Genomic DNA, 20,101 nt, shown 5'->3' with positions numbered 1-20,101 from the left:
CTGCGGCACCCGGCGGCCCGGCCGTACGCATGCGACAGCCGTACGGCACGCGCGTGCCGTACGGCACGCGCCGGCCGTACGGCACGCGGCGGGGGAGCGGCAGGGAGCCGGAGGGGGCGGGGTCAGCCGGTGCGGCGGGCGCCGATCGCGGACATCATGGCGGGCCAGATGCTGTGCATCTCGCGCTGCCAGTAGCGCCACTGGTGCCAGCCGTCGCCGTAGAAGTGGGTCGTGACCCGGACGCCCAGCGAGCGCAGCCTGCGGGCCAGGTCCATGTTCGACCGGCCGATCAGCCTCTCCTGGTCGCCGCCGACGAAGCGGCTCACGAGCTCCTGCTCCGGCGTGAGGTCCCGGTCGAGCGGGCCGCGCTTGCCGGTCGTGCCCGAGGACAGGTGGACGCGGGTCCCGCGCAGGCCGGCCGCGCGCTCGTACGGGTCGTGCGCGCGCCAGTTGGCGTCGTGCACGCCGGGGACGCCCCAGATGCGCAGCGGGTCGACCCCGTTGCCGGAGGCGAACACCGTCGCCAGGGCCGAGGTCTGCATGCGGCGCTGGCTGATCCGCGCCGGGCCGCTGAAGGAGGCGGCGTAGCGGAACATGCCGGGGTTCCTGGCGGAGTAGGAGAGCGCGCCGTAGCCGCCGGAGGACAGGCCCATCACCGCGCGGCGGGTCCCGCCCCGGTACCGGCTCTCGACCAGGCGGCGCAGCTCGCCCGTGTGGAAGGTCTCCCAGCGGGGCTTGCCGCGCCTGCCGTAGTTGAACCAGTTCGTGTACGACGCGTTGTAGCCGGCGTCCGGCATGACGACCATGACGTCGTACCGCGCCGCCAGCCGCTCGATGTCGGTGCTGCGGGTCCACGACTGGTACCCGTCGCGCCCGCCGTGCAGGGCGTACAGCACGGGCCAGGTCCGCTTCGCCGTGCGCGACCAGCCCCTGGGCGTGATCAGCCGCACCTTGACGCGCTGTCCCACGGCGGGGGAGGAGACGGTCAGGTCCAGGGTCCGGGCGTCGATCCGGCGTTCGGCCACCACCCGGGCCGCCGGGCCCGCTCCCGTCCCCGCCAGGGCGGGGGCCGTCCCGGCCGCGGCGGACACGGCGCAGCCCGCCGCGAGCACGATCACCAACCGGCGCGAGGTCATCGTCCCTCCGAGGCGCGTCACGATCCGTGAACGCTAGCGGAGAGGGCGGCGCGAGGGCTCCGGGCGAACGGCTACATTTCCGCGTCCCGCTTGTCACACCCGTGACAAGCGCGGCTAGGGGTTGTCGGACTCCCAGCCGGGCGATCTGACCGCCCCGGCCACGAGGATCCCGGTGAGGCGGCCGTCCACGCCCGACACCACCAGCTCCTTCAGCCCCTTGCGCTCCATCCGCCGCAGCGCGGAGTCCAGCTCCTCGCTGGGCCGCACGGTCAGCACGCCGAGCCGCATGACGTCCCCGGCGGTCGCCCCCGGCCGGGCCCCGGCGACCTCCTCCTCGCCGACGAGCCCCTGCACCACGCCCTCGCCGTCCACCACGACCGCGACCCCGGCCGCGTCCTCCAGGGCCCGCGAGGCCACCTCGTCCAGCGGGTCGCCGGGCGAGGCCACCACCGGGTCCCGCCGCGCCACCCCGGCCACGAGCCTCGCGTGCCCCTCGTACGGCAGGCCGGCGGCGAGCCAGTCCATCTTGCTCAGCCGGTAGTCGTACACCTCGCCGAACCCGAGGGCGCGCAGCCGGGCCGCGCCGCGCGGGCTCATGTCGCACAGCAGGTCGTGGCAGTAGACGACGACGGGCCGCGACCGGTCGAGCCGGTCGGCCGCGGCGGCGTCCAGCTCGCCCAGCGGGATGTTCACGGCCCCGGGCAGGTGCGCCCAGTCGTACTCCGCGCGCGGCAGCACCTCGACGAGCGCGGCCCCCCGCGTCCCGGCCAGCTCGCGCACACCCTCGTGATCGATGACCTGAACCATGCGGTCGCCCTACCCCGGCCGCCCGCCGCGAACCCGCCGGTCGGACCGCCCGGCCCGCGCCGCCGGACCCCGCCCCGCCGGACCCCGCCCCGCCCGGCCCGCGCCGCCGATCGGCGCCGGCCGCCCGAGGGCCCCGGAGACCGCCCGATCAGCCGGGGACGACCGACCACGAGTGCGCGGCGACGGTCCCCAGCCCGCCCGGGAAGGCATACGGCGTGTCCGCGGTGTTCAGCAGCACCGTCAGGCGGCGGTCCCCGGCGGCCGAGGCGTACGCCATGGCCTCGTTGGTCAGGTGCAGGACCTCGGTGCGGGCGCGCGCCAGCCACGGATTCGCGCGCCGCAGCGCGATCAGCTCGCGGTGCAGGGTGTGCGCCTCCGGAGGGCTCCCCGCGAACGGGACGGCGGGGAACGGCGGCCGGATCGCGTCGTCGCCGCCGGGCCGGTCCTCCTTCACGCCCTCCATCGCCCGCTCGTCCCCGTAGTACACCGCCGGGGTCCCGGCCACGGTGAACAGGATCGCCAGCGCGTGCCCCAGGTGGCGCGGGTCGTCCAGCCGGGTCGCGATCCGGGTCACGTCGTGGTTGCCGACGAACGTCAGCGGCAGGAACTTCTCCGCGAACGCGTCGTGCCGGTCCAGCGCCCACGCCAGCTCGAACAGGTTCCGGTCGTTGAGCGAACTCCAGATCGCCTTCCACAGCTCGTACTGCGTGACCGAGTCCAGCCCGCTCTCGGCGACGTACGACGCGTAGTCCCCGTGGATCATCTCCCCGGCGAACCACGCCCCCGGGTGCCGCGCCCGGACCGGCGGCAGCACGCGCCGCCAGAACCCCGGCGGGACGGCGTACGCCGCGTCGAGCCGCCACCCGTCCGCGCCCCGGTCCAGCCAGTGCGAGAGGACGGCCTCGACGTGCGCGGCGACCGCGGGCTCGGCGTGGTTCAGCGCGACCAGCGCGTGGTGCCCCTCGAAGGTCGCGTAGCCGCCCGCGGGGTCGTCCCCGGTGCGCCGGAACCACCGTGCCGCCTCCGGGTCCCCTTCGAGCGCCCGCCGGAAGACCGGGAAGCCGCGCCCGACGTGGTTGAACACCCCGTCCAGCAGCAGCCGCAGGCCCCGCTCGCGCAGCGCCGCCACGAGGCGGTCGAAGTCGCCCTCGTCGCCCAGCCGCGGGTCGATCCGGAAGTGGTCCACGGTGTCGTACCCATGGGTCTCCGACGCGAAGACGGGCCCCAGCGCCAGCCCCGTGCACCCCAGCCCGGCCAGGTAGTCCAGCCACGGCTCCAGCCCGCGCAGCCGGTGGGCCACGGGCTCCCCCGGGGAGGCGGAGGCGGGCGCGCCGGTGAAGCCGAGCGGGTAGACCTGCCACCACACGGCGCTCTCCGGCCACACGATCACGCGCGCCACCTTACCCGCGAGTGGTCATGGCATTCGTGGGTACGGCGTGGCGCATGGCAAGCGAGAGACGCAGGAAGAGCCCCCGCGAGCTCGCGGAGGAGATGGCGACCGACTCCCGGGACGATCCCAGGTTCCGGGACCGCACCCCCGGCGTCCGGGCGCCGCGGCGGATATCGCGCGAACGCGCCGACCAGGACACGGCCGGGATCATCGGCTCGTCCGGCACCACCGGCGGCGGCCAGCCCGGCTCGCCCGGGCAGCCCGCGGACGGCAGGGTCCCCGACGACGAGCTCGACGACACCGTCTACAACAGCCGTGACCCGTACGAGCCCTACGACCCGAACCCGCTGGAGGAACGGGAGTGAACGACGGCGAGATCCGCGCCGACGCCCGCCCCCTGCGCGAACCCGGCGACCTCGACCCGCTGCTGGCGCGCGTCGGCGACGCCCGGCTCGTCCTGATCGGCGAGGCGAGCCACGGCACCCACGAGTTCTACTCGTGGCGCGCGGCGCTGACCAGCCGTCTCATCTCCGAGAAGGGGTTCACGATCGTCGGGGTCGAGGGCGACTGGCCCGACTGCGAGGCCGTGAACGCCTCGGTCACCGGCCGGCCGGGCGCGCCCGAGGACCCCAAGGAGGCGCTGAACGCCTTCGCCCGCTGGCCCACGTTCATGTGGGCGAACGAGGAGGTCGTCGGGTTCACCCGCTGGCTGCGCCGGTGGAACCTGGACCGCGACCCCGCGGCGCGCTGCGGCTTCCACGGGCTGGACGTCTACAGCCTGTGGGAGTCGCTGGCCGCCGTGCGCGACCACCTGGAGCGCCACCGGCCCGGGGAACTGCCCACCGCGCTGCGGGCGCTCGACTGCTTCGAGCCGTACGGCCGGGACCCGCAGGAGTACGGCGTGGCCCGCCGCTGGGTGGGCGAGTCCTGCGAGGCCGAGGTGGTCGCGCTGCTCCGCGAGGTCCGGGAGGAGGCGCTGGCCGCGCCCTCGTCGGCGGAGGAGTTCGCCGCCTGGCAGAACGCCGAGGTGGCCGCGAACGCCGAGCACTACTACCGCACGATGGTCCACGGCGGCCCGGAATCCTGGAACATCCGCGACACCCACATGGCCGACACGCTCGACCGGCTGCTGGAGTTCCGGGGGCCGGGCGCCAAGGCCGTGGTCTGGGCGCACAACACCCACGTGGGCGACGCCCGCGCCACGGACATGACCGCCGCGGGGATGACCAACCTCGGGCAGCTCGCGCGCGAACGCCACGGCGACCGCGACGTGGTCCTGGTGGGCTTCGGCACCGACCGGGGCACGGTGGTCGCCGGGGACCGCTGGGGAGCGCGGGCCGAGGTCATGCGCGTGCCGCCCGCCCGGCCCGCGTCCCTGGAGGCCATGCTGCGCGACCACGTGCCGCCGCGGTCGCTGTTCATCACGCCGCCCCGGGGCGACCGCGCCGAGTGGTACGACACGCCGCTCGCGCACCGCGCCATCGGCGTCGTCTACCACCCGGAGCTGGAGCACCTGGGCAACTACGTGCCGACGGTGCCGGGCAGGCGTTACGACGCCTTCCTGTGGCTCCCCGAGACCGAGGCGCTGCGGCCGCTGCACGCCGAGCCGCGCCTCAGCCCCGAGTGGGAGACCTACCCGTCGGCCACCTGAGGCCGGGCCGCGGCGCTAGTTGTAGTCGGGGGGCGTGTCGAACCCGCCGCTGGCGCCGTACACGATGAGCCAGACGACCAGGCCGATCAGCAGCGCGACGTTGATCCCGATGCTGATCCAGGCCCACTTGAGCAGCCGGCGCGACCGGTCCGGCTGGTACTCCACGCCGGTCAGGGCGATGATCGACAGGATCAGCGCGGGGATGCCGCCGAGCGAGACGTAGCACGACAGCGCCGTGAGCGCCGAGATCACCACGGCCACGATGGCGTGCGTGCGCACCCCCTGGTTCGCCGGGGGCGGCGGCGGATAACCGTAACCCGGGGCGCCGTACCCGGGAGTGCCGTATCCGGGAGTGCCGTATCCGGGGGCGCCGTACCCGGGGGCGCCGTACCCCGGTCCCGGCGGCGGGTGGCCCGGGCCGTATCCGTAGCCCCCCGCGGCCTGGTCGTGGCCGTACCCGCCGCCCGCCTGGGCGTGGCCCTGGCCGGGCAGGTCGTACGGCCCCGCGTTCGGCGTGTCCTGGGGCGCGGCGCCGTACGCGCCGGCGTCGCCGGGCAGCGGGACGGTCTTGGGGTCCTGCGGGGGCTCGGGGTGGTCGTGGGGGTTCTGGCTGGTCACGGGGTGCGGCCTCCGGATGCGAAACGTCCGGCCCACGCTACCGGAGGTGGGACCGATTGCTGAGCGATCGCAGGGGTATGGACCATATCTCCGATTTCGGCAGGGGGGATCGCAAGGTGAGCGGCGGAATCGTCGTCGGCGTGGACGGCTCGGAGGCGGGCCTGACCGCCGCGGACTGGGCGGCGCGCGAGGGGGCCCTGCGCGACCTGCCGGTCCGGCTGGTCCACGTGATGCCGGCCTGGGCGTACTCGATGCCGGAGGACGCGCCGCGCGGCGAGGTGGGCGTCTACATGCGCGACTGCGGCCGGTCGGTGCTCAAGGACGCCGCCGCCCACCTGGAGCGCCAGGGCCTGGACGGGCCGGGGGTGACCACCGAGCTGGTCGGCGGCGACCCCCGCCCCACGCTGCTGGACCAGGCCGAGGGGGCCGACGTGCTCGTCGTGGGCAGCCACGGCGCGGGCGGCTTCGGCTCGCTGCTCCTCGGCTCCACGGCCCTGAGCCTGGCCGGTCACGCCGCCTGCCCGGTCGTCGTCGTCCGCGAGACCCAGCCGCGCGTCCACAACGAGATCGTCGTCGGCGTGGACGGCTCGCCCCACTCGCTCAACGCGCTCCGCCTGGCCTACGAGGAGGCGTCCATCCGGGGCGCCCGGCTGCGCGCGGTCCACGCCTGGACCCGCTTCGTCGCCGGCGCGCCGCCGGACATCATGCCGCTGATGTACACCGAGCCCGACGCCGAGGGCGAGGAGCAGCGGATCCTGTCGGAGTCCCGCGCGGGATTCGCCGAGGAGTACCCCGAGGTCGAGCTGGTCGAGCACGTCGTGCAGGCCCATCCCGTGGACGCCCTGGTCGAGGCGAGCGCCGCGGCCGATCTGGTGATCATGGGCTCGCGGGGCCGGGGCGGGTTCGAGCGCATGCTCCTCGGCTCGGTCACCCACGGCGTGCTCCACCACGCCCGCTGCCCGGTCGTGGTGGTCCGCGGTCCCGGCGACTGACCCGCCACCCCGCCCGCCGCACGGCCGAGCCCCGCCGTACGGCCGAGCCCCCGCCGTACGGCCGAGCCCCCGCCGTACGGCCTAGGCCCCGCCCGCCGTACGGCCGGGCCACACGGGCGGGCCGTACGGCGGGACGCCCGGCGGGTCGTCAGCGGCGCAGGGTGCGGGCCACGGCGGCGGCCCCGAGCACGGCGGACGCCGCCAGGAGGATGCCCGCCTCGATCCACTGGAACCGCCAGAAGCGCTCCGGCGGGTGGTGGTAGACCGCCAGCCGGTACCCCGCCTGGAACAGGCACCGCTCGCGCGCCTCGGCGTTGCGCCCCGACCGGCCCGCGTCGGGCGGCGACGGGCAGACGGTCATCGGCACCGCCTCGGTCTCCGCGCCCGAGGGGGCGACCCACGCCTCCCGCAGCAGCCGGGAGTCCCGCGCGAACACCGCCGCGCGGTCCGTGGTCACGGTGCGCGCCGGCTCGGCGTAGTGGTCACTGAGCGAGAACAGCCCGAACACCGCCGCCGCGACCACGGCGACCGTGACCGCCATCGCCGGCAGCGTCCGCCGCAGGAACGCGCCCGCGGCCGCCCCGGTCGCGAACGCGAACGCCCACCAGGCCGCCGGGACCACCCCGACCATGTTGAACACCCCGAGGTTGCCGAACCAGGTGCCCGCGACGGAGTCGGGGAAGGAGGCCCGCCAGGCGGTGGCCATCGCCGACAGTGCGAGCCCGCCCAGGGCCACCGCGCCGCCGAGCACGCCGAGCTTGACCGCCAGCCAGCGCGCGGGCGACACCGACTGCGTCCAGGCCAGCAGGTGCGTGCCGCGTTCGTACTCCCGGCCGAGGAGCGGCGCGCCCCAGAACGCCCCGATCAGCGCGGGGGCCAGCAGCGGCATCCATCCGTAGAGGGAGTACACCGCCTGGTACCTCGCGGAGAGCCCGGCGCCGACCTCGGCGCAGGCCACCGACGGGCCGGGGCAGCCGGGCGGGGCGTGGGCCGCGGCGTACACGGCGGCCTCGATCGCGGAGCCGAGCAGCAGCGCGCCGAGGGCCAGCAGGAATGAGGCGGTCACCAGCATCTGGGCGCGGTGCTGCCGCCAGGTGAGCCAGAACACGGGGGATTCCTCTCAGCGGGCGAGGGCCGGGCGGGGCAGCGCCGCCGCCTCCGGCTCCCGCAGGTAGGCCATGACCAGGTCGTCGAGGGAGACGGGGGCGCTCGCCCAGGCCGGTCCGAGCACCGGGTCGCCGGCGCGGGCGAGGAGGGTCTCCCGCCGCCCGGCGCGGTCCCGGGCGACGACGGGCAGCCGCGCGGCGACGGCGTCCGCCTCCTCCGCCGGGCCGGTCAGCAGCCGGTGCCCCTCCAGCAGGTCGTCCACGGCGCCGCTGACCTGGACGCGCCCGCCGTTGAGCACGACCAGCCAGTCGCAGGTGTGCTCCAGGTCCGAGACCACGTGCGAGGAGAGCAGCACGCTCAGCCCGGTCTCGGCGACCGCCTCCATCAGGCCCCGCATCACGGCGTGCCGGGCCAGCGGGTCCAGGTTCGCCAGCGGCTCGTCCAGCACGAGCAGCCGGGGCCGCTTGGCCAGCGCCACGGTCAGGGCGACCTGGGCCCGCTGCCCGCCCGACAGCGCGCCGGTCTTCCCGCGGAGCGGGATGCCCAGCGCCGCCAGCCGCTCGCGGGCGAAGCCGTCGTCCCAGGACGGGTTCAGGCCGCGCCCGAACCGCAGCGTCTCGGCCACCGTGAACCCGTCGTACAGCGGCTTGTCCTGGGCCAGGAACGCCACCCGGTCCCGCCGCCCGGTCTCGCCGAACACCCGGACGGACCCGGCGGTGGGCGAGAGCAGCCCGACGGCCAGGTGCAGCAGCGTGGTCTTGCCCGCGCCGTTCGGCCCCACCAGCGCCGCGACCCGCCCGGCGGGGACCGAGAGCGAGCAGTCCCGCAGGGCCCAGGCCCGGCCGTACCGGCGGCCCAGGCCGGTCGCCTCCAGCGCCGGGATCACGCCGTCTCCCGGAACGACTCGAACACCGCCGACGAGACCAGCGCCTCCACGTCCTCCCTGCCGAGGCCGGCCGCGCGGGCCCGGCGCACCCACTCCGACAGCTCCGCGTGCAGCCGCGCGTGGTCGGCGAGGGTGCCGCCCAGGGCGGGCTCGCCGGTGATGAACGTGCCCAGGCCGGGGCGGCCGGTGGCCAGTCCCTCCCGTTCCAGCTCCCGGTACGCCTTCAGCACGGTGTTGGGGTTGATCGTCAGCTTCGCGACCACCTCCTTCGCCGTGGGCAGGCGGTCGCCGGGGCGCAGCAGGCCCAGCCGGAGCGCGTGTTTGACCTGGTCGACGAGTTGCCGGTAGGTGGCGACGCCGGACCGGGGGTCGAGGCGGAAATCGATCAACCTTCAACACCCTTTCACTAATTCATTAGGGAAAGGGTGCGATGATGCGGGGCCGGGTGTCAAGGGGCGACGGGAGACGATGTGCGCCGAAGGGGACGGGCGGGACGAAAGCGGGCCGTGGGGAGGGAAGCAGGAGGAGTTCCTAGGGAGGAGGAGTGGGTAGAACCTGCGGCGGAGGGAGGAACTCGGCCATTCGGCCGACCGGCGACCGCCGGAACCGTTCGTTCAGGCGAGGTGCCGGGCGAAGACCGTCGGCGAAGCTGAATGCAGCCGACAGGGAGGGACCCTCAGACATGAACGTCATCGCAGTCATCGCGCTCATCGCGGGCATGCTGGTCATGCTGGCGTGCGCCTTCGCGGACCCGCAGCTCATCTCGCGCCTCGCGGGGGAGCGCGGGGACGAGCGCTACGACACGGCCCGGGCCGGCACCGCCGACCGCGCCGTGACCGCGGGCACCGCGCCCGCCGGCCCCACCGGCCGCTGAGCCCGCCGGCCGTCCCGCTCCTTCCGGTACGGCTCGCGCGACGGCTCGCTCCGCCGTACCGAACACCTGGGATGAAAGCCGCACGACGCTAGGCCCCGCCCTCGCCGTACGCCCTGGGAAGGCCCCGCCCCCCGCCGCCGCACTCGGCGGAGGGCGGGGCCTCCGGCGTGTGGAGGGGGCCTGGCGGACTCGAACGCGGTGGGGAAGTGGGCGCCGGGATTTCGGGTGTGCGCAGGGACGAATGTGGACGGTGGGTATTACTCCGGCCCTATGCGTGCGGGGTTTGGCTGTAATAGTGTCCAAAGGCGCGCGTTCGGGGGATCTTGTACACATTCAGTGCGATGGAGTAGCAATGCGCTCTCAACTCCGAAAGGGCGCGGTCCGCGCCGCCATCCTGGCGTCGGCCCTGTCCCTCCCCCTCTCGACGGCTCTGCCGGTGAGCGCCGATCCCGACCCCGCGGCACTCGCCCAGCAGGTCCGCACCCAGCCGGTGAAGCGGCACCTGGAGGCCTTCCAGAAGATCGCCGAGGCCAACGGCGGGAACCGCGCCGCGGGCACCCCCGGATACGACGCGTCCCGTGACTACGTCGCCGCGCAGCTCAAGCGGGCGGGGTACGACGTCACCCTCCAGGCGTTCCAGTTCCCGTTCTTCCAGGAACTGTCCACCGCCGCCATGGAGCAGGTCTCCCCGGAGCCCAAGACCTACCGCCCGACGCCCCCTGACGGGAGCTCGATCGGCGACTTCGCCACGATGACCTACTCCGGGTCCGGCGATGTCACCGCCACCGTCCAGGGCGTCGACCTGGTGCTGCCCCCGCCCCCGGCGCCGGGCTCCACCTCCGGCTGCGAGGCGAGCGACTTCGCCGGCTTCACCCCCGGCAACATCGCCCTGATCCAGCGCGGCACCTGCACCTTCCAGGTGAAGGCCGAGAACGCCCAGGCCGCCGGCGCGGCCGGCGTCATCATCTTCAACGAGGGCCAGCCCGGCCGCACCGACACCCTCACCGGCACGCTGGGCGCGCCCACCGTCCGGATCCCGGTCGTCGGCGCCAGCTTCGCCGTCGGCGAGGACCTGAACACCCCGGCCGGCACCCGCGTCCACCTGCGCGTCCAGACCACGAGCGAGGTGCGCACGACGCACAACGTGATCGCCGAGTCCAAGCGCGGCGACGCGAACAAGGTCGTCATGCTCGGCGCCCACCTCGACTCGGTCCTGGCCGGCCCCGGCATCAACGACAACGGCTCGGGCAGCGCCGGCCTGCTGGAGACCGCGATCGCCATGGGCAAGCTGCCGCCGCGCAACAAGCTGCGCTTCGCCTTCTGGGGCGCGGAGGAGCTGGGCCTGCTCGGCTCCGAGCACTACGTCGGCGCCCTGTCCGAGGCCGAGCGCGCCAAGATCAAGCTCTACCTGAACTTCGACATGATCGGCTCGCCGAACTACATCCTCGGCGTGTACGACGGTGACGACTCCGACCAGGTCGGCGCGCCCGCCGGCCCGCCCGGGTCCGACGAGATCGAGAAGAACTTCGAGAAGTACTTCGACGCCGCCGGCACCGACAGCGTCGGCACGGACTTCACCGGCCGCTCCGACTACGGCCCGTTCATCGCGGTCGGCATCCCGGCGGGCGGCCTGTTCACCGGCGCCGAGGAGATCAAGACGCCCGAGCAGGCGGCGAAGTTCGGCGGCCAGGCCGGGGTCGCGCTCGACCCCTGCTACCACCAGGCCTGCGACACGATCAAGAACATCAGCGACAAGGCGCTGCTGCTCAACACCGGCGCGATCCTGCACTCGGCGGCGCTGTACGCCTTCAGCCGCGACCTGCCCGGACCGGACGCCCGGGCCGCGGTCAAGGCCAAGGCCGCCGCGGCGGACGGCCACGACGACCACGACCACGGCCGCGCCGACCGGTAGAGGCCGCCGCACCGCGGTCACCGGTGGCGAGGTTCCGAACCACCGGGTTCCGGACACGCGGTTCCGAGCCACGCCGAGCCACTCTCGGTGACGCGGTTCCGACGCACGCGGGCGCGCCCGGCCGTACGGCCGGGCGCGTTCCCGTTCCCGGGAAGAGCGCCGCCCGCAGGACCATCGGAAAGCGCTGTGAAACGGTCACGGCGGAATTCCCGCCACCAGTTTCCGGAATCCTCGTACTCCACCGCGTTCCGCGATCCCAGGCGGCTCCCAGCTCGCCTTTCTCGGTCCCGATGGGGGGCGATGGGCGCGTTCACGCGTCGGAAAGGGCGCGGGTGGGGAAAACTTGGGAGGCGGCATTTCCGGCACCCCAAGGACCCCCGGATGGACGAGACTCATTACCAGGCCCAGAACCTGCGCGTCGTGGCGCAGTCCGGAGCCCTCTACAGCGTCCTCGCGACGATCGGCGAGCTCGACGTCGCGAGCGCGTCCATCTTCGGCGTCGCCCTGGACCAGATCCTGCTCCGGCCGGGCACGCCCCGGGTGATCCTCGACGTGTCCCAGCTCACCTTCTGCGACTCGGTCGGCCTCGGGCAGCTCATCCGGGCCCGCAAGCTCATCGAGTCGCGCGGCGGCGCCCTCGCCCTCGCCGGGGTGCGGACCAACCTCAGCGCCCTCCTGCGCATCACGGCCCTGGACTCCCGCTTCCCCCGGCACCCCTCGGTCGAGGCCGCCGTCGTGGACCTGACCTTCCCCCTCGGCGGCGACGCCGGCTCCCGGCGCGACCCGCACATGCCCTCGTCGGGCACGGCCTGACCCCGGCGCAGCCGTACGCCGGGGAGCGGGGGACGGCGATCGAGGCGGGGTATTGCGGATCGGGCGGGTGGATGTCACCATCGAGCCCATGATCGTTCGAAAGGACCACGCGTCCGCCATCCGGTGACCGCGCTCACCGACCGGCGACGAGAGATCGCCGGAATCCGCGACGAATGGCTGGGCTGGGGGCTGTGCGCCCTCCCCGCCGACCGGGTGGCCGCCGAAGCCGCCGTCACCCGGATCTACGACCTGATCGGCCACCGCCCTCCGCGCTTCGTGTGGGCCGAATCCCCCTCCGCCGCGATGGCGCTCGCCCCGCCCGCCCCGCTCGTGCGCGGCGTCCGCGTCCCGGCCCGGCAGGCGGACTGGCCGGTGCCGTACCGCATCGCGAACCTCCGCTCCGGCCTGCGAAGACGCCTCCAGCGGCGGATCTTCGGACCGCCTCCGGCGTACGTCTGGGACCCGTGGGGCCACCGGATCGGCTCCGGCGGGCCGCCGGCGTGGGACCTCGTCGACCGGGAGGTGGGGAATCCGCTCGGCGTCTCGCTGGGGGACTCGCTGCTGTTCCCGCTCCGCGCGGCGCTCGTGGCCGAGGCGGGGGAGTCGCCGGCCGCCCTGGCCTGGCACGGGCAGCACGAGGCGGGCTGGTTCGCCGCCTATGACGCCTGGCGGCGCGTGACCGGCAGGTCGTTCGGGCCGGCCGACGACGAACTGCTGGACCTGTGGGCCGCTCTCGCGCGCTCCTGCGGCTGGTGGTGGCCCCGCGAGGAGGTCTGCGTGATCTCCGAGCGGCCCGTCGAGGCGCACACAGAGGAGTTCCCCGGGTTCGAGCGCGGAGAGCTGCGGCTGCACCGCGCGGACGGGCCCGCCGTGCGGTACGCCGACGGCTGGTCGCTGTACTCCTGGCACGGCACGCGCGTGCCGGAGTGGGTGCTGACCGACCCGACGCCCGAGCGCATCGCCCGCGAGCCCAACGTCGAGGTGCGGCGGTGCGCGGTCGAGCGGATCGGCTGGGACGAGTACATCCGCGCCGCGGGCCTGCGCCCGGTCGGGCGGGCCCCGGACCCCGGCAACCCCGGGGCGGAACTGCGCCTGTACGACCTGCCGTCGTTCGCGCGCGAGGCGCCCGCCCGGCTGCTGCTCGCCGTCAACGGGTCGCTCGAACGCGACGGGACCCGGCGGCGGTACGGCCTGCGCGTGCCCGCCCGCTTCGACGACCCCGTGGCCGCGGCCGGCTGGACCTACGGCCTGACCGCGCCCCAGTACGCCCGCCTCGCCCGCCGCACCTGAAAGGAGGAGACCATGACCGTCACACTCGCCGAACTCTCCCGCCGCACCGGCCTGGCCGTGCTCGAACACCTGGAGCGCGAGATGGCCGTGCCCGTCGTCGACGGGCTCCAGGCCCAGGGCGACCTCCTGGTCGTCCGGCTGGACGTCGTCGCCCGCCACGTCACCGTCCGCGACCGCTGGACCGAGGTGCCCGCCGCCGGTCTCGAACTCCTCCGCGGAGGAGCCGGCGGCAACCCGCACACCCTGGTCGCCGACCCCGGGACCTGCCGCTGGACCAACCAGGTGGAGGACCGGACGGGCCTGGCCCTGGGCGCGCTCAGGTGCACCGCCCCGGCGTACCTGATCCACCCCGAGCACGGGGCCACCGGCATCGCGCCCGGGACCCACGTGATCCGCCGCCAGCGCGAACACGACCACCTGCTGCGCCGGCAGCGCCTCGTGGCCGACTGATCGGGCGGGGGAGGCCTCTCCCGGGGCCTCCCCCGCGAGGTCCTATCCGGCGGGGTTCACCAGCCCGTTCATCTCGCCGTAGTCCACCCCGCCCGCGACCGCGCCGTACGTCCCGGCCTCGGCCAGTTCCCCGGCGGCCAGGCGGGCCAGGCCGTACGCCGCCTGCGCGACCCCGGAGCCCAGGCTGATCCTGGCGACCCCGGCGCCCGCGAGCGCCGCGACGTCCGGGGCGCCGGGCCAGACCATCACGTTCACCGGCGCGGCCGTCTCGGCGACGAGCACCGCGATGGCGTCCAGGTCGATCAGGCCCGGCACGAAGATCCCGTCGGCCCCGGCGTCCAGGTAGGCCCGCGCCCGCCCCACCGTCTCGCCGAGCCGCGTGCTCGCCTCGCCGGTGCCCCGCAGGTACGTGTCGATCCGCGCGTTGACGAACAGCGGGACCCCGGTCTCGTCGGCCGCCTTCCTGGCCGCGGCGATGCGGGCGGCCTGCTCGGCGGAGTGCCGCAGCGGGCCGGGCCCGCGCAGGTCGCCGTCCTCGATGTTGACCCCGACCGCCCCGGCCGCGATCACCTCGCGCACGGTCACCGCGACGGCGTCCGCGTCCTCGCCGTACCCGTCCTCGATGTCGGCCGTGACCGGCACGCCCACGACGGCGCAGATCCGCTGGACGGCGCCCACGGCCGCCTCGCGGGTCAGGCGCCCGCCGTCCCCGGCGCCGAGGCTCCAGGCCACTCCCGCGCTGGTCGTGGCGACGGCCGCCGCCCCCGACGCCGCGATCACCGCGGCGCTCCCGGCGTCCCACGCGTTGGCCAGCGCCAAGGGCGTCCCCGGGACATGCAACGCCCGGAACGCCCGGGCCTTCTCGATCTGCGAATTCATGCCCCCCATCCCACCAGCCCCAGGCCCCGCCTACCAGCGCATTCCAGACATTCTCGACCTCCCCTACGATCTCCCCATGAAGATCGCCTGGCGCGGGAGCGCCCCCGTCCTCACCCTCCTCGCCGCCACGTCCCTCACGCTCTCCATCGCCCAGGACCACCCCCGCCACATGATCTCCGCCCAGTGGCTCTACCTCACCTCCCGCGGCCACCTCGCCGAACACTGGCGCTTCCTCCGCTTCTGACCGGGGAGTTCTGACCGGCGAGTTCTGTCCGGCGAGGTCCCGGCGGAGGCGGAGGGGCGGCGGGAGCGCGCACGCGTGCACGCCCAGGACATGAGGGGCACACCAAGGACCTGAAAGGCACGCGCAAGGGGCGACGGGCGGCAGACGCCGGGAAAGGATCGAGGCCCGGGCTCCGGATCACCGGACGGCCTGGGCCTCGCTCGTGCGGAGCGGGTGACGGGAATCGAACCCGCATAGCCAGCTTGGAAGATCTCGACAATCCGGGGGATGACCTTGGGACGCGCAGTTCAGCCCCTTGATCGCTCTATCCGCGACTCCCCGTGATTCCCCGCTGTTCCCCGCCCGATCGGGCACGCAACGGGCACGTCTCCGCGCGCCACGCGCGCTCTCTCCCCCGCCTGATCTTCCCGTCGCCGTCGTCCCACCCGCAGGGGAGCGGGCCAGGGGGCAGGGGTCAAGGTGGAGCGCCCGGCTGGACGAACGACCTTGACCCCTGCCCCCTGGCCCGCTCGGCTCCCGCCTGGGACGCCGACGACGGGACGATCAGGCCCCAGAGACCTCAGAGCTAGCAAAGTTGATCATCTCGGAGCCGGAGTGCCCCCGCCGGAGGCATCTTCGATTCGTCGTTCGCTTGCGGCGCGGCTGGCGGTTTTGCTGGCGGTTCTACTGGCAGTGTCCTACGGTAGGACTGATTCACTCTGATGCATCATGACGCATCAGTGTGCATCACGCAGAAATGGAACAGCCCAACCCTGGCAGGTTGGGCTGTCCCGGCGACGCATACGAGGGGTCCGGTGCTCTAGCGGATCTTCGGGCCCCTCACCGTCCCTTAAAGAAGTCGATGATGATCAGGATCGCACGGATCCCGAGTGCCACCATCTCCTTCCGTTCAGGGCAATACTGTCGCCACAACGGTAGCTTCCGCTCTTTATCCATATGAGCCCCTTTCGTTTGTCCTGTGACGTTCGACCTTGGGGATCAGCCACAGGAGTCGGTTTGTTCGATCCCCCGAGGAACCGAACACAGGGCACACGTGTTGGGAAGCGCCAGTCTTGAGCCTAGCCATGGTGAGCGAGCATGGTTGCGAATTGTTCAAAATCACCGCGGCCCGAGCTGGCCGCGCGCGAGAACGGCCCCCAGGCCGCACGCGCAGCGTGCGGCCGGGCGAGGGCCGCGCGGCGGCGCTTGCGCCGCCGCCCTTGATGTCTAAAAGGTCAATTCGGCAGTTCGTTGCCGTGTTCGAGGTAGATTGTGCGGCCTTGGCGGCGGGCGGTGAGGGCGGCTGCTACGCGGTTGGCGAGGCGTTCGATGAGTAGGGCCGGCAGTTCTTCGGGGGCGTGGAAGGCGTAGCCGTCGAGTTCGGCACCTAGGGTGATCTGGCGGCGGTGGGTGGGGGAGAGGGTGCCGCCGTCGAAGACGAACAGGACTTTGTCGCCTTCCTGGGGGTGGGGTGCCCAGTCCACGACCAGGAGTTCGCCTATGGGCGGCTGGATGCCCAGTTCTTCGTGGACCTCGCGGACACATGCTTGGAACGGGGTTTCGCCCGGCTCGATGTACCCGCCGGGGATGTCTCGGTGGTCCTTGTAGTTGGGCTGGACCAGCAGGACATGGCCGTGCTCATCGAAGAAGAGCGCGCCCGCTGCGGCACGGGCACGCGTCATGGGCGGAGTACCGGGGTCGCTCATGATCCCGACCTTAGCCGGACGCGGGGGCCGGCGTCGGCGGCGTTCAGACGACGCGTATTCGGCGGGCGAGGTCGATGAGGCGGTGGCTTGGCTTGCCTCGCTGTCGGCGTATCCAGGTCAGGACCAACTGCCGGCTGAGGTAGTGGTGGCGTACCTGCTCGGGGGCGAGGTGCTCGGCCTGGAGCAGGGCGTCGAGTGCGTCATCGGTGCGGTTTCTGAGGCTGAACGCCTGCGCGACGGCGATGCTGTGCCGTACCCGGCGCTCGATGGGGAGGGTCCGAGTGTCGAGGTCGGGTCCTTTGTCCAAAGCGATTTGCAGGTCGCCCAGTTCGATGGCGGTGGCGACGCGATGGATGGTGACGTTGGTCGGGCCGAACGCGGTCCAGACGTGGTTGGCGTCGGCCCCGAGCCTGCGAGCGGATTCCTCGGCCTCGGCCAGGAATGCCTGGGTCGTTGCACGGTCTTCGGCGCGGGCCGCGGCCATGGAACCGGCCAGGAACAAGGTGCCATGGACCGACAGCAACTCGGGTGACGCGTGCGGGAGTTCCTTGTCCAGGAGGCCGGCGGCGTCATCCGTGAGTTGGACGGCGGCTTCGTAGCGGCCGGTGGACAGTAGGGCATGGGCCACTGAACGGAACAGGGAGGTGGTGACGATCAGGTCGCGGGAGTTCTGGGCGAAGTTGAGCCCGCGTTCGGCGGCGACCCAGGCGAGGTCGGCCTCCCCGATCTTCACGAGGATCGTGGCGGCGGCGTGGTAGACCTGCCCGAGCAAGGCGTGGGCTTGGTCACGCTGGTCTCCTTCGTGCGCGATGGCGGCGTGCTGAGCCTCGGCCAGGAGGGCGGGGAGTCTGCGTACGACCAGACCGTATCGGGACGCCTGGTAGGCGTTCCAGATGTCGGCGATCTCCCGGCGTAGCTCGGGCAGGCTGGGTGGGTCATCGGCCTGGGCGAGGGCGAGCATCGGGGCGAGTTGCCGGTAGTCGGTGATGGCCGCCCGCAGAGCGGGAACGGTGCGGTCTCCGCTGTCGGGGGTCCAGTCGAGCAGGGACGGCTCCGCGAGCAGGTCACCGAGAGCGACGTCGAGCGCGACGGCCAAGGACTTGATCACGGACAGCCGGTCTAGTTCGATGCGGTCGTTCTCGACCTTGCTCAACCAGTCCGTCGTTCGGCCGACGAGTCCGGCGAGCACTTCTTGTGACATCCCTCGGCGCCGCCGGTACCAGGCGATTCGCTCTCCGATGGTCAGGTGGTCCGTCATCCCGCGCATGCCTACACAGCCTCGCCTGGATCTCGCGTAGACCCCGGAAAATCTTTCCGGGGTGCAGCCGCCACTGCGACCTAGTGTCCCGACTGGACAGGGATCCGTCCATCCGGTGGAGGACAGCGGTGAACTCACGGCGAGACAGAGAGGACCGGACGCCTGCCTGCCCTACGTGCAGAGGAAAAGGCTGGCGATACGCGCGGGTGCGCCAGGCGTATGGCGTGCGGGCACTCGACGGGCGGATGCACGCCTTGTCTCGGGTTGACTGCTTCGATTGCGCCGGGTCGGGACTGAGCGCGGCGTGATGGATGGTGATGTCTCGCGTGGGTTCGTCCACGTGCCGGGCGCGACTTCCCGCGGCGAGCGTGAAACGGGGGACGCTGCGCTCATCGCGGCGCGTCGTCTGTGCCGGGAACTCGAATCGCTCGGAATCGCGGCGGACACCCATGCGATCCCGGGGATGGCGACGGTGTCAGTCTGGGTTGAGCTGGTCGTCTGGACGGACGGCATCCACTACTACCGCTGGTGGACGGGCCGCCTCACCGCACAGAACCGCTACGTCTGGGCCTACAACCACGTTGGTGCGCCGGCGACGGCTGCGCGCCGAGTCGCTTTGCGCTACACCGAACTACGTCGCGACCACCCGCTCTCACCGTTGATCGCCGGACTCATCAACGGGCGCGACAGACATGAGACGTCATGACGCGGAGACGAGAGGGCGACTCCGGCGAGCGCATCATGGCGCGCTTGTTGGACGGCTACGACACCGACTACGCCTGCACCGATCTCGCGCCACATCTCGGGCCCCGGCAGGCGAGATACCGCCCGCTCCACTGGGACCCCGTGCCCAGAGACCGTACGCGCGTCGTGCGCTACACCTGCTGCTGTGCCGCGACCTACTACGAGTTCATCTCCATGGGTGGCTCCTATGGGATACGGAAGATCGTTCAGTCGGACCCTCCCCAGGTGCTCTACACGGGAGGCTGGACACGGGATGTCGGTGAACTGTGGTGGATGCGGCTTCTCACGGGAGAGGCCCGGTAGCTCGGGCTGGGCTGTCGAGGTTCCTGCGGTCCTGCCCGCCCAGGAGATTCGGCGAGGTCAAAAGCCTAACCAGATGTTACGCTCGGCCTGATAGGTCACCTTTAGACGGTCAGGATGGTTGTAATGCCAGCAAAGCCGGAGGACGCACTTAAGTACGAGAAGGTGCTCAAGACGCTCCGGGCACGGATCCGGGACGGGGTCTATCCTCCGGGCACGATGCTGCCGTCTCAGCACCAACTTGTCGCGGAGTTCGACGTCTCTCGACCGACCGTGATCGAGGCGCTGCGCTTGCTCCGTCAAGAGGGCCTCATCGAGACACAGACCGGGCGGGGCTCCTTTGTTCGGGGGAAGACTCCTTCCCTTGGCATTGAAGCCGACCCTCACCCGGGGCGACGTCTACTGGACGTCGCGGAGGCGGATTCCCGAGCTGAGTTGCTTCAGGCCGGCATCGTGGTGGCACCGGCCCGCGTGGCCGCTCTTTTGGAGCTCCCGACCGGGACCAAGGCGTTCGTCCGAAGGTACGTCGTCGGTGACGAGGACGGACCCATCGAGTTGGTGTCCGCCTGGTTTCCACTCGACCTCGTTGCCGGCACCAAGCTGGCGTCGCCGGAACCGCTGGATGAAGGTATTCGCCGACATCTCTATGGGCGGAAACGGTTGCGACTTGACTATGCGATCGAGCGGACCTTGGCCCGAGGAGCGACGGCGGAAGAGGCTTCCGTGCTTCAGGTTGACCCGGGCGCGCCTGTGCTCAACCTCCTTGTGTCCGGGATCGATCCGGAGGGCAGACCTCGCCAACTGGTGGACGCCGTACTGCCTGGCGATCGGCATGAACTCCGGGACGTCTACCCGCTGGCATAGATAGGACAGATTTCTCCCTATCGCCTACTTGACATGTCAGGTCAGTCGATCTACCTTCAGGTCACAACCTGATAGGTCAGGTTGAGGTAGATCGAATACCAAACCTGTCAAGAGGAGGTGGTCATGGCGCTGCGAGGAGCGATCCCGGTGCACTTCGGGCAGGTGTTCCCGCACGGGTGCTACGCGGTAGGGCAGGTCGAG

At 72.7% G+C, this 20,101-nt stretch carries 21 protein-coding genes; 11 read left to right on the top strand and 10 right to left on the bottom strand.

Features of this window, described 5'->3' with window-relative positions; all coding sequences use genetic code 11:
* Window positions 1–122: 122 nt before the first annotated feature.
* The 3 genes from D5H75_RS34590 to D5H75_RS34580 form a co-directional block, all read right to left on the bottom strand.
* Window positions 123–1,157 carry an alpha/beta hydrolase gene (locus D5H75_RS34590; protein WP_242454682.1) on the bottom strand — a complete coding sequence of 345 codons (1,035 nt, stop codon included), beginning with the start codon at window positions 1,155–1,157 and terminating at the stop codon, window positions 123–125.
* Window positions 1,158–1,250: 93 nt separating this feature from the next.
* On the bottom strand, window positions 1,251–1,943 hold the full coding sequence (locus D5H75_RS34585; protein WP_119930813.1) for a CBS domain-containing protein: 693 nt from the start codon (window positions 1,941–1,943) through the stop codon (window positions 1,251–1,253).
* A gap of 148 nt (window positions 1,944–2,091) precedes the next feature.
* On the bottom strand, window positions 2,092–3,333 hold the full coding sequence (locus D5H75_RS34580) for an alpha-amylase family glycosyl hydrolase (protein WP_119930921.1): 1,242 nt from the start codon (window positions 3,331–3,333) through the stop codon (window positions 2,092–2,094).
* Window positions 3,334–3,386: 53 nt separating this feature from the next.
* Between D5H75_RS34580 and D5H75_RS34575 the strand changes: the two genes are divergently transcribed.
* Together D5H75_RS34575 and D5H75_RS34570 are read left to right on the top strand one after the other, a co-directional pair.
* Window positions 3,387–3,698 (top strand): hypothetical protein, encoded by a 312-nt coding sequence (locus tag D5H75_RS34575; protein WP_147425377.1) that lies wholly within the window; start codon window positions 3,387–3,389, stop codon window positions 3,696–3,698.
* Entirely contained in the window at window positions 3,695–4,984 is a 1,290-nt protein-coding gene (locus D5H75_RS34570) for an erythromycin esterase family protein (protein ID WP_202638791.1), read from the top strand. The genes D5H75_RS34575 and D5H75_RS34570 overlap by 4 nt, the downstream gene beginning before the upstream one ends.
* A 15-nt stretch (window positions 4,985–4,999) precedes the next feature.
* On the opposite strand, the gene D5H75_RS41015 is transcribed toward D5H75_RS34570, so the two are convergent.
* The gene (locus tag D5H75_RS41015; RefSeq protein ID WP_147425376.1) at window positions 5,000–5,602 is read right to left on the bottom strand and encodes a hypothetical protein; all 603 of its coding nucleotides are present in this window, start codon (window positions 5,600–5,602) and stop codon (window positions 5,000–5,002) included.
* Between the two features lie 116 nt (window positions 5,603–5,718).
* On the opposite strand from D5H75_RS41015, the gene D5H75_RS34560 reads away from it, so the two are divergent.
* A complete protein-coding gene (locus D5H75_RS34560; protein WP_242454681.1) occupies window positions 5,719–6,594 on the top strand; it encodes a universal stress protein in 876 nt (291 codons plus the stop codon).
* 148 nt (window positions 6,595–6,742) lie between these two features.
* On the opposite strand, the gene D5H75_RS34555 is transcribed toward D5H75_RS34560, so the two are convergent.
* The 3 genes from D5H75_RS34555 to D5H75_RS34545 are packed head-to-tail and all read right to left on the bottom strand — an operon-like array spanning window position 6,743 to window position 8,976.
* Window positions 6,743–7,702 (bottom strand): ABC transporter permease, encoded by a 960-nt coding sequence (locus D5H75_RS34555; protein ID WP_119930809.1) that lies wholly within the window; start codon window positions 7,700–7,702, stop codon window positions 6,743–6,745.
* 12 nt (window positions 7,703–7,714) lie between these two features.
* Window positions 7,715–8,587 carry an ABC transporter ATP-binding protein gene (locus tag D5H75_RS34550; protein WP_119930808.1) on the bottom strand — a complete coding sequence of 291 codons (873 nt, stop codon included), beginning with the start codon at window positions 8,585–8,587 and terminating at the stop codon, window positions 7,715–7,717.
* Entirely contained in the window at window positions 8,584–8,976 is a 393-nt protein-coding gene (locus D5H75_RS34545) for a GntR family transcriptional regulator (RefSeq protein WP_119930807.1), read from the bottom strand. The genes D5H75_RS34550 and D5H75_RS34545 overlap by 4 nt, the downstream gene beginning before the upstream one ends.
* Before the next feature lie 293 nt (window positions 8,977–9,269).
* Here D5H75_RS34545 and D5H75_RS34540 point away from each other — a divergent pair, with 293 nt between their 5' ends.
* From D5H75_RS34540 to D5H75_RS34520, 5 genes are all read left to right on the top strand, one after another.
* Complete coding sequence (locus D5H75_RS34540) at window positions 9,270–9,461, top strand: hypothetical protein (RefSeq protein WP_119930806.1); 192 nt, start codon at window positions 9,270–9,272, stop codon at window positions 9,459–9,461.
* 352 nt (window positions 9,462–9,813) lie between these two features.
* Complete coding sequence (locus tag D5H75_RS44370) at window positions 9,814–11,373, top strand: M28 family metallopeptidase (RefSeq protein ID WP_119930805.1); 1,560 nt, start codon at window positions 9,814–9,816, stop codon at window positions 11,371–11,373.
* A 381-nt stretch (window positions 11,374–11,754) separates the two neighbouring features.
* Window positions 11,755–12,186: an STAS domain-containing protein gene (locus D5H75_RS34530; RefSeq protein WP_202638790.1), complete on the top strand. Its 432-nt coding sequence runs from the start codon at window positions 11,755–11,757 to the stop codon at window positions 12,184–12,186.
* Between the two features lie 123 nt (window positions 12,187–12,309).
* A complete protein-coding gene (locus D5H75_RS34525; protein WP_119930803.1) occupies window positions 12,310–13,476 on the top strand; it encodes a DUF6745 domain-containing protein in 1,167 nt (388 codons plus the stop codon).
* A 12-nt stretch (window positions 13,477–13,488) separates the two neighbouring features.
* The gene (locus D5H75_RS34520) at window positions 13,489–13,926 is read left to right on the top strand and encodes a hypothetical protein (RefSeq protein WP_119930802.1); all 438 of its coding nucleotides are present in this window, start codon (window positions 13,489–13,491) and stop codon (window positions 13,924–13,926) included.
* 42 nt (window positions 13,927–13,968) lie between these two features.
* Here D5H75_RS34520 and D5H75_RS34515 read toward each other — a convergent pair whose 3' ends face one another.
* Entirely contained in the window at window positions 13,969–14,805 is an 837-nt protein-coding gene (locus D5H75_RS34515) for an isocitrate lyase/PEP mutase family protein (protein WP_119930801.1), read from the bottom strand.
* A gap of 76 nt (window positions 14,806–14,881) precedes the next feature.
* Between D5H75_RS34515 and D5H75_RS42225 the strand changes: the two genes are divergently transcribed.
* Window positions 14,882–15,049 carry a hypothetical protein gene (locus D5H75_RS42225; RefSeq protein ID WP_202638789.1) on the top strand — a complete coding sequence of 56 codons (168 nt, stop codon included), beginning with the start codon at window positions 14,882–14,884 and terminating at the stop codon, window positions 15,047–15,049.
* A 1,214-nt stretch (window positions 15,050–16,263) separates the two neighbouring features.
* Here the strand turns inward: D5H75_RS42225 and D5H75_RS34510 are convergent.
* Window positions 16,264–16,734, bottom strand: coding sequence for an NUDIX domain-containing protein (locus D5H75_RS34510; RefSeq protein WP_119930800.1), 471 nt, complete (start codon window positions 16,732–16,734; stop codon window positions 16,264–16,266).
* 43 nt (window positions 16,735–16,777) lie between these two features.
* Window positions 16,778–17,992 (bottom strand): helix-turn-helix domain-containing protein, encoded by a 1,215-nt coding sequence (locus D5H75_RS34505; RefSeq protein WP_119930919.1) that lies wholly within the window; start codon window positions 17,990–17,992, stop codon window positions 16,778–16,780.
* Between the two features lie 304 nt (window positions 17,993–18,296).
* On the opposite strand from D5H75_RS34505, the gene D5H75_RS34500 reads away from it, so the two are divergent.
* Both D5H75_RS34500 and D5H75_RS34490 read left to right on the top strand, forming a co-directional pair.
* Window positions 18,297–18,698 (top strand): hypothetical protein, encoded by a 402-nt coding sequence (locus D5H75_RS34500; protein ID WP_119930799.1) that lies wholly within the window; start codon window positions 18,297–18,299, stop codon window positions 18,696–18,698.
* 464 nt (window positions 18,699–19,162) lie between these two features.
* The gene (locus D5H75_RS34490) at window positions 19,163–19,900 is read left to right on the top strand and encodes a GntR family transcriptional regulator (RefSeq protein ID WP_119930797.1); all 738 of its coding nucleotides are present in this window, start codon (window positions 19,163–19,165) and stop codon (window positions 19,898–19,900) included.
* Window positions 19,901–20,101: the final 201 nt, after the last annotated feature.

The sequence above is a fragment of the Bailinhaonella thermotolerans genome, from assembly GCF_003594875.1.
Taxonomy (GTDB): domain Bacteria; phylum Actinomycetota; class Actinomycetes; order Streptosporangiales; family Streptosporangiaceae; genus Bailinhaonella; species Bailinhaonella thermotolerans.
The sequence above is the reverse complement of the archived record's forward strand: the minus strand, read 5'-3'. Positions and strand labels throughout refer to the sequence as shown.